General features: G+C 68.0%; 7 protein-coding genes and 3 pseudogenes. 7 read left to right on the top strand and 3 right to left on the bottom strand.

The genetic code is table 11. The features are described 5' to 3' along the window. The 3 genes and pseudogenes from ACF1FZ_RS34860 to ACF1FZ_RS34850 all read left to right on the top strand — a co-directional run. Positions 1-707 (top strand): IS3 family transposase (locus ACF1FZ_RS34860; RefSeq protein ID WP_391777376.1); only part of this gene is annotated, 707 nt, incomplete at its 5' end. A 59-nt stretch (positions 708-766) separates the two neighbouring features. Then, positions 767-1,216, top strand: a pseudogene (locus ACF1FZ_RS34855) (transposase); the annotation flags it as partial. 70 nt (positions 1,217-1,286) lie between these two features. Next, a pseudogene (locus ACF1FZ_RS34850) lies at positions 1,287-1,438 on the top strand (iron transporter); the annotation flags it as partial. A 163-nt stretch (positions 1,439-1,601) separates the two neighbouring features. Here ACF1FZ_RS34850 and aztA read toward each other — a convergent pair. After that, on the bottom strand, positions 1,602-2,345 hold the full coding sequence (gene aztA / locus ACF1FZ_RS34845) for a zinc ABC transporter ATP-binding protein AztA (protein ID WP_391777375.1): 744 nt from the start codon (positions 2,343-2,345) through the stop codon (positions 1,602-1,604). 15 nt (positions 2,346-2,360) lie between these two features. Between aztA and aztB the strand changes: the two genes are divergently transcribed. The 4 genes from aztB (at position 2,361) to aztD (ending at position 6,759) form a co-directional block, all read left to right on the top strand. Further along, positions 2,361-3,221 (top strand): zinc ABC transporter permease AztB, encoded by an 861-nt coding sequence (aztB, locus tag ACF1FZ_RS34840; protein WP_391777374.1) that lies wholly within the window; start codon positions 2,361-2,363, stop codon positions 3,219-3,221. A gap of 21 nt (positions 3,222-3,242) precedes the next feature. Beyond that, the gene (locus ACF1FZ_RS34835) at positions 3,243-4,478 is read left to right on the top strand and encodes a hypothetical protein (protein WP_391777373.1); all 1,236 of its coding nucleotides are present in this window, start codon (positions 3,243-3,245) and stop codon (positions 4,476-4,478) included. After that, positions 4,475-5,452: a zinc ABC transporter substrate-binding protein AztC gene (gene aztC / locus ACF1FZ_RS34830; protein ID WP_391777372.1), complete on the top strand. Its 978-nt coding sequence runs from the start codon at positions 4,475-4,477 to the stop codon at positions 5,450-5,452. Before ACF1FZ_RS34835 ends, aztC begins: the two co-directional genes overlap by 4 nt. Positions 5,453-5,556: 104 nt before the next feature. Continuing rightward, on the top strand, positions 5,557-6,759 hold the full coding sequence (aztD, locus tag ACF1FZ_RS34825) for a zinc metallochaperone AztD (RefSeq protein ID WP_391777371.1): 1,203 nt from the start codon (positions 5,557-5,559) through the stop codon (positions 6,757-6,759). Positions 6,760-6,981: 222 nt separating this feature from the next. Here aztD and ACF1FZ_RS34820 read toward each other — a convergent pair. Then, positions 6,982-7,701: pseudogene (locus ACF1FZ_RS34820) on the bottom strand (IS6 family transposase). A 46-nt stretch (positions 7,702-7,747) separates the two neighbouring features. After that, the coding region (locus tag ACF1FZ_RS34815; protein ID WP_391777377.1) for an IS3 family transposase at positions 7,748-7,842 on the bottom strand (95 nt) is incomplete at its 5' end.

Here is a 7,842-nt window from a genome sequence, read left to right as displayed (position 1 = left end):
GCACCTACGGGGTCCGCCGCGTCCACGCCGAACTGCGCGGCTTCGGGCACACCGTCAACCGCAAGCGCGTCGAGCGCCTGATGCGCAAGCACCGGCTCGAGGGCCGCCACCTGCGGCGGCGCAAGCGCACCACGGTCCCCGACCGGCTCGCACCACCAGCCCCGGACCTCGTCCAGCGCGACTTCTCCGCCGGGCGTTTGGACGAGAAGTGGTGCGGCGGCATCACATACGTGCAGGTCGGCGGCGCGTGGATGTATCTCGCCTGTGTCCTGGACATCTGCTCACGCCGGGTGCTCGGCTACTCGACGGCCTCACACATGCGGGCCGAGCTGGTCATCGACGCGCTGAAAATGGCAGTCACGGCCCGCGGCGGCAACGTCGGCGGAGTGGTTTTCCACGCGGACAGGGGCGCCCAGTACACATCGGCCGCGTTCGCGCAGGTCTGCGAGGGTTTCGGGATCCGCCGGAGCACGGATCGGGTCGGCTCGAGCTACGACAACGCCCTCGCCGAGTCGTTCTGGCAGGGGTTCGAGAGGGAGACGATGCACCGGAGGTTTTTCTCCACGATGCTTCAGGCGAGGCTGGAAATCTTCCAGTGGCTCACCTACTACAACACCCGCAGGCGCCACAGTGCTCTCAACTACCTCTCACCCGTGGAGTTCGAACAGCAGCATCTGCGAGCAGTTAAACTCTCAATCGCAGCATGAGCCCCTGTGTCCACACTCCGAGGGACGCCTCAGTCTTCCTCAAGGTCAACGGAGAGCGGAAGTACCTGTGGCGGGCCGTCGACCAGGATGGCACTGTGCTCGACATCCTGGTCCAGAACCGGCGGGACACCGCTGCGGCCAGGCGGTTCTTCCGCAGGCTGATGAAGAAGACCCGTACGGTGCCGCGGGTGGTGGTCACCGACAAGCTGCGCTCCTACGGGGCGGCCCACCGGGAGGTCATGCCGTCGGTCGAGCATCGTGCCCACAAGGGATTGAACAACCGGGCCGAGAACAGTCATCAGCCGACGAGGCAGCGCGAACGCGCGATGAAGGGCTTCCGCAGCGTGGGCGGGGCGCAGCGGTTCCTGGCCGCGTCCAGTGGCACCTCACCCCACTTCCGACCCCGCCGCCACCTGATGACCGCCACCCACTACCGAGCCGAGATGACCATCCGCTTCGCCCTCTGGGACCAGATCACCGACGTCACCGGCCGACCCGCCACGGCCTGACCCCAGGCCTGGACCACAAGCCCACCACGCCCCGACGCGCCGTCAGGCACCAACACACCCAACAACGTGACAGCGCCTCTTCGAAGGCCTCGACGAGCGCTGGACTCAGGTCAACTGGGAATCCGTCGTCGATGCCGAGCCCGAAGTTGTCGTCATCCTCGACTACAACGAGGGCATCAGCCGCCCCGGAACATCGACGGCCTGGAGAAGTTCGCCACCTAACTGTGCGGACTCAAGCGTCGAGTCGACGCACCAGCCTGCCCGTCCTGCGTGAATGCTCGTCGGGGAGGCGGTCGTGCGGGACTGGGCCTGTTGTGTGCAGTGACGGTCCTACGCACCGCTCGGCCATGCCCGGCATGGCCGTCGAGGTTGTGTGCCGGGCTTCTCAGATCCTTTGCCAGATCCGCGTCAGTGACGACGTGGTGAGGACCTGGTCCGGACGCCCCTGCCCCGCGAGGCGGCCGTCCTGGAGCAGCAGGCAGGCGTCCGCCGCGCGCGCCACGTCGAGGTCGTGTGTGGCCTGGACGATCGTCACGCCGTCGGCGACGAGCGCCGTCAGCAGCGTCCCGATCCGGTCCCTCGCCTCCGGGTCCAGTCCGGTGGTCGGCTCGTCGAGGAGCAGTAGGTCCGACTCCTGCGCCAGACCCTGGGCGATGAGCGCGCGTTGCCGTTGTCCGCCCGAGAGCTCGCCCAGTTGGCGTGAGGCGAGGTCGCCGATGCCGAGCCGGTCGAGCATCGCGTCCACGGTCGCGTGATCCCGTGCGGTCAGCCGTCGCCACGGACCACGCTCGCCCCAGCGCCCCATCTCCACGGTCTGCCGAACGGTGAGCGGAAGAGTGTCACCGACCGCCCCGCGCTGCGGCACGAAGGCGGGCGGGCGGTCACTGGTGCGGAGGAGGTCGCCGGATGTTGGCTTGATCACACCGGCGAGTACGCCGAGCAGGGTCGACTTGCCGCTGCCGTTCGGGCCGACGAGCGCTGTCGTGGCCAACCCCGTTATTTCTCCGCTGACTTGGTGGAGCACGGGGCGTCCTGGATAGCCGGCGCACAGTTCCGAGAAGCGAAGGGAGGCGGTCCGGCCGAGGGGTGGGGCGGTCGAGAGGTCTGGTGTATTGAACATGATTTTCATTGTAGTGTCCGGGGCATGGAATGGTTGACGGTCCCGTTCGAGGTGACTTTCGTGCAGCGGGCCCTGTGGGGCGGGATGCTGGTGTCCGCTATCTGTGCGCTGGCGGGCACCTGGGTGGTGCTGAGGGGGATGGCCTTTCTCGGTGACGCCATGTCCCACGGGCTGCTGCCGGGCGTCGCGGTCGCCGCGCTCCTCGGGGGCAATCTGATGGTGGGCGCGGTGGTCAGCGCCGCCGTCGTGACAGCAGGCGTCACCGCGCTGGGCCGTACGCCGAGGCTGTCGCAGGACACCGGCATCGGGTTGCTGTTCGTCGGCATGCTCTCGCTCGGCGTGATCATCGTGTCGCGCTCGCAGTCCTTCGCGGTCGACCTGACCGGCTTCCTCTTCGGGGACGTCCTCGCCGTCAGGCAGCAGGATCTTCTCGTGCTCGCGGCGGCGTTGCTCGTGGCGCTGGCGGTGTCGGTCTTCGGTCACCGCGCCTTCCTGGCACTGGCGTTCGACTCTCGCAAGGCCCACACCCTGGGACTGCGGCCGCGCCTGGCCCATGCTGTGCTGCTCGGTCTGCTCGGCCTGGCGATCGTCGCCTCGTTCCACATCGTGGGAACGCTGCTCGTCCTCGGACTGCTCATCGCACCGCCGGCGGCCGCTCTGCCCTGGGCCCGCTCCGTGCGCGGCGTCATGGCGCTCGCCGCACTGCTCGGCAACTTGGCCACCTTGGGCGGCCTGCTGCTGTCCTGGCACCTGAGCACCGCAGCCGGCGCGACCGTCGCGGCCCTCGCAGTGAGCCTGTTCTTCGTCTCCCACGTGCTGTCCGGTCTGCGTGACCGTCGTATGCGTCAGATCCACTCCACGGCATCCCTACTCGAAGTCAACTGAAAGAAGCCAGAGGCGATCATCATGACCGTCCGCAGAAACGTCACTCCGTGGGCATCGGCCGCACTGGTGCTCACCGCGCTGCTCACCACGAGTTGTGCGGGGGAGGAGCCCAGCGCCGGACGATCCGAGACGAACCCGCCGTCCGCCACTCCGCACGGGTACGTCGAGGGAGCGAAGGAGGCCGCCGAGCAGCAGTCCCGGCTTCTCCTGAACGACCCCGACAGCGGGAACACCAGAGTCCTCGATCTCGTCACCGGCAAGGTGCACAGGACGGCCGAGGTGAAGGATGCCGTTCGGCTGGGCATGGACGGCAGGTTCGGCTACCTCCATGCGCCCGGTGGCACCCATGTGCTCGACAGCGGCGCGTGGATGGTGGACCACGGCGACCACGTCCACTACTACAGTGCGCCGACGCGGGACGTGGGTGAGATACCTGCGGGCAGCCAAGCGCAGATACGCAGTGATGTCGCCGTCACCGCGGTGACCGACGAGAACGGCCGCACCGTCCTCTATGACCGCAGCAAGCTGGAGAAGGGGGAGATCGCCACATCTCGGACGCTACGCGGCACGTACACCGGCGCCGTCGTGCCGTACGAGGAACACCTGCTCGCCTTCGCGAACAAGGGTGGCGCCACGGAACTTGTCGTCCTCGACCGCAAGGGCGAACGCATAGCGTCCCCGGACGTTACGTGCGAAGCCCCCCGAGGAGACGCGGTCACCCGGCGCGGCGTGATTCTCGGCTGTGCCGACGGCGCCCTGCTCGTGCGTGCGCAGGACGGCGCCTTCACCGCCGAGAAGATCCCGTACGGGCAGCACGTCCCGGCACAGGAACGCGCCACCACCTTCCGCCATCGTCCCGGCAGCGACACCCTCACCGCCCTGGCCGGAGACGAGGCCGTCTGGGTCCTGGATGTCGCCGAGCGGACCTGGAAGCGGGTGGAGACCGGACCCGTCGTCGCGGTCAACACGGCCGGAGAGGGATCCCCGCTGCTCGTCCTGGAGACCGACGGCTCCCTACACGGCTATGACATCGCGACCGGAAAGCAGACCGCACGGACCAAGCCGTTGCTGACACCAGGAAAGCGGGACGACTCCGACGGCAACGCACCCGTCATCGAGACCGACCGCAGCCGCGCCTATGTCAACGACCCAGAGGGCAAGAAGGTGTTCGAGATCGACTACAACGACGGCCTGCGCATCGCGCGCTCCTTCGACCTGGACGTCAGACCGGTCCTCATGGTGGAGGCCGGTCGATGAGCCGAACCGGGGCGAAGCGTCGCGCGAGGGTGGGCACCGCTCGCCCGCGACACCTGATCGCGGGCCTCCTCGCCCTCGTGACAGCGATGTCCGCGGCCGCCTGCACCACCGACGACGGCCGGCCCAGCATCGTCGTCACGACCAACATCCTCGGCGACGTCACCCGCGAGATCGTCGGCGACGAGGCCGACGTCACCGTCCTGATGAAGCCCAACGCCGACCCGCACTCCTTCGGACTGTCGGCCGTTCAGGCCGCCGAGCTGGAACAGGCCGATCTGGTCGTCTACAACGGCCTGGGTCTGGAGGAGAACGTCCTGCGGCACGTGGACGCCGCCCGCGAGTCCGGTGTCGCCACCTTCGCGGCAGGCGAGGCGGCCGACCCGCTCACCTTCCACACCGCCGATAACGGCGGCCCCCAGGGCGAGGAAGGTCAGCCCGACCCGCACTTCTGGACAGACCCCGACCGTGTGCACAAGGTCACCGGCCTGATAGCCGACCAGGTCACCGAGCACGTCAAGAGCGTGGACCCCGGCACGATACGGGCCAACGCCGACCGCTACGCGAAGCAACTCACCGACCTCACAACCTGGATGGAGAAGTCCTTCGGCCGAGTCCCCGCGGACCAGCGGGCCCTGGTCACCAACCACCACGTCTTCGGCTATCTCGCCGACCGCTTCGGCTTCGAGGTGATCGGCGCGGTCATTCCCAGCGGCACCACCCTGGCCTCACCCAGCTCCTCGGACCTGCGCTCCCTCACCGAGGCGATGGAGGGAGCAGGCGTACGCACCGTCTTCGCCGACTCCTCCCAGCCCAAACGGCTCGCCGAGGTACTGCGAGCGGAGATGGGCGGCGGGGTTCGTGTCGTCGAACTCCACTCGGAGTCCCTCACCGCCAAGGATGCGGGCGCCGACACCTACCTGCGGATGATGCGCGCCAACACCACCGCCATGGTCACCGGCCTGACCGGCGACTGACCACCAGGTCCTGACCCCTCGATTCTCCCGGCACACCCGCCTATCGGGCGCCGGCTCGTCGTACCCCCATGCCGCCACAGCGCGGTGCAGAAAGGAACAGACCGATGAACAAGTCGATACGCGGCAGAGCCCTCACGGGCACGGCACTGGCGCTGGCCACCGCCACGGTCCTGACCGCCTGCGGCGGAGAGAGCTCCTCCTCCACCGACACCAAGTCCGGCAAAACCGCCGACGCCACGCCCGCGGTGGCGGTCAAGGAGCCGCTGGTCGCCACCTTCGACGGCGGCCTCTACATCCTCGACGGCGAGAGCCTGAAGCTCGCCAAGACCATTGACCTGCCTGGCTTCAACCGGGTCAATCCCGCAGGTGACAAGGACCATGTCATGGTCTCCACGGACAGCGGATTCCGTGTCCTGGACGCCTCCGCCCAGGCCCTCACCGACATCGAGTACAAGGGTGCCAAGCCGGGCCACGTAGTCCGTCACGCCGCGAAGACCGTGCTCTTCACCGACGGCACCGGAGAGGTCCACGTCTTCGACCCCACCGCGCTGAGCGGAGGCAAGAAGCCGGCAGGGCGCACCTACACCTCCGCCGAGGCGCACCACGGCGTCGCCATCGAACTGGCCGACGGCAAACTCGTGAGCACCCTGGGCACCGAGGAGAAGCGCACCGGCGCGCTGGTGCTGGACCGGAACAACAAGGAAATCGCACGCAACGAGGACTGCCCCGGTGTCCACGGCGAAGCCGCCGCGAAGAACGAAGCCGTCGGCGTCGGCTGCGAGGACGGCATCCTGATCTACAAGGACGGCAAGTTCACCAAGATCGATTCCCCCGACGACTACGGCCGCATCGGCAACCAGGCCGGCAGCGACGCCTCGCCCGTTCTGCTGGGCGACTACAAGACCGACCCCGACGCCGAGCTGGAACGCCCCACCCGCGTCTCCCTCATCGACACCGAGAAGAAGAAGCTGCGCCTGGTGGACCTGGGCACCAGCTACTCCTTCCGCTCGCTGGCCCGCGGCCCGCACGGCGAGGCCCTGGTCCTCGGAACCGACGGCGCCATCCACGTCATCGACCCGGAAACCGGCAAGATCGAGAAGAAGATCCCCGTCGTGGGCGACTGGCAGGAGCCGCTGGACTGGCAGCAGGCCCGGCCCACCCTGTTCGTGCGCGGGCACGTCGCCTACGTCTCCGAGCCCGGCAAGAAGGCTCTGCACGCCATCGACGTGGAAACGGGGAAGAAGATCACCTCGGCCGCCCTGCCGAAGAGCACTAACGAGCTGTCGGGCGTCGTCGCCGGACACTGACCACCCTGACCGCGCCTGTACCCTCGCCGCCCCGGCTCGACGCCGCGACGGCGAGGGCACACGCAACCACGGCAGCACGCTCTACCGCAGCCTCTGAGCTTTCTCCCGCAATACAGGACTGGGCTTCGGGAACCGGATCAGTGAGGGCGTTGGCCCGTTGTCGGGTGTGTGGGCGTCTGACGGTGCGTCGAGGCGTGGTGGGGCCGGGTTCCGGGCCGGTGCTCAGGCAGTGGCAGGTCGGTCCGTGACACCGGTGATCTGCTCCCAGATGGTGAAGCGGACGGTCATTTCGGCTCGGTAGTGGGTGGCGGTCATCAGGTGGCGGCGGGGCCGGAAGTGGGGTGAGGTGCTGCTGAAGGCGGACAGGAACCTCTGCGCCCCGCCCACGGAGCGGAAGCCCTTCATAACCCGTTCGCGTTGTCTCGTCGGCTGGTGGCTGTTCTCGGCCCGGTTGTTCGGTCCCTTGTGCGAGCGATACTCGACGCAAGGCATGACCTCGCGGTGGGCGGCGCTGTAGGAGCGGAGCTTGTCGGTGACGATCACCCTCGGCACTGCCCGGGTCTTCGTCATCAGCCTGCGGAGGAACCGTCTGGCCGCGGCCTTGTCGCGGCGGTTCTGCACGAGGATGTCGAGGACGTTGCCGTCCCGGTCCACAACCCGCCACAGATACTTCTGCTCGCCGTTGATCTTGATGAAGACTTCGTCGAGATACCATTTGTCGCCGGGCCGGGGGCGCCTGCGGCGAAGCCCGTTCGCGTAGGCCTGCCCGAACTTCCGACATCACCGTCGCACGGTCTCGTACGAGACGATCACGCCGCGCTCGAGCATCAGTTCCTCGACCTCGCGGTAGGACAACGGGAAGCGGAAGTACAGCCACACGCAGTGGGAGATCACCTCGACCGGGTACCGGTGCCCCTTGTACGACGGCGACGTGACCTCCACGGACGGCCCCCTCCACCACGATCACCCCGAAGATCATCCCACCCGCTCAGCCAACGTGACAGCGCCGCTCGACGCGCTTGCGGTTGACGGTGTGCCCGAAGCCGCGCAGTTCGGCGTGGACGCGGCGGACCCCGTAGGTGT

Source organism: Streptomyces sp. NPDC014623 (assembly GCF_043088245.1).
GTDB lineage: Bacteria > Actinomycetota > Actinomycetes > Streptomycetales > Streptomycetaceae > Streptomyces.
The sequence above is the reverse complement of the archived record's forward strand: the minus strand, read 5'-3'. Positions and strand labels throughout refer to the sequence as shown.

Coding starts and splice junctions, on each gene's coding strand:
- aztA (WP_391777375.1), bottom strand. CDS start 2,345: ATGAAAATCATGTTCAATACACCAGACCTCTCGACCGCCCCACCCCTC.
- aztB (WP_391777374.1), top strand. CDS start 2,361: ATGGAATGGTTGACGGTCCCGTTCGAGGTGACTTTCGTGCAGCGGGCC.
- ACF1FZ_RS34835 (WP_391777373.1), top strand. CDS start 3,243: ATGACCGTCCGCAGAAACGTCACTCCGTGGGCATCGGCCGCACTGGTG.
- aztC (WP_391777372.1), top strand. CDS start 4,475: ATGAGCCGAACCGGGGCGAAGCGTCGCGCGAGGGTGGGCACCGCTCGC.
- aztD (WP_391777371.1), top strand. CDS start 5,557: ATGAACAAGTCGATACGCGGCAGAGCCCTCACGGGCACGGCACTGGCG.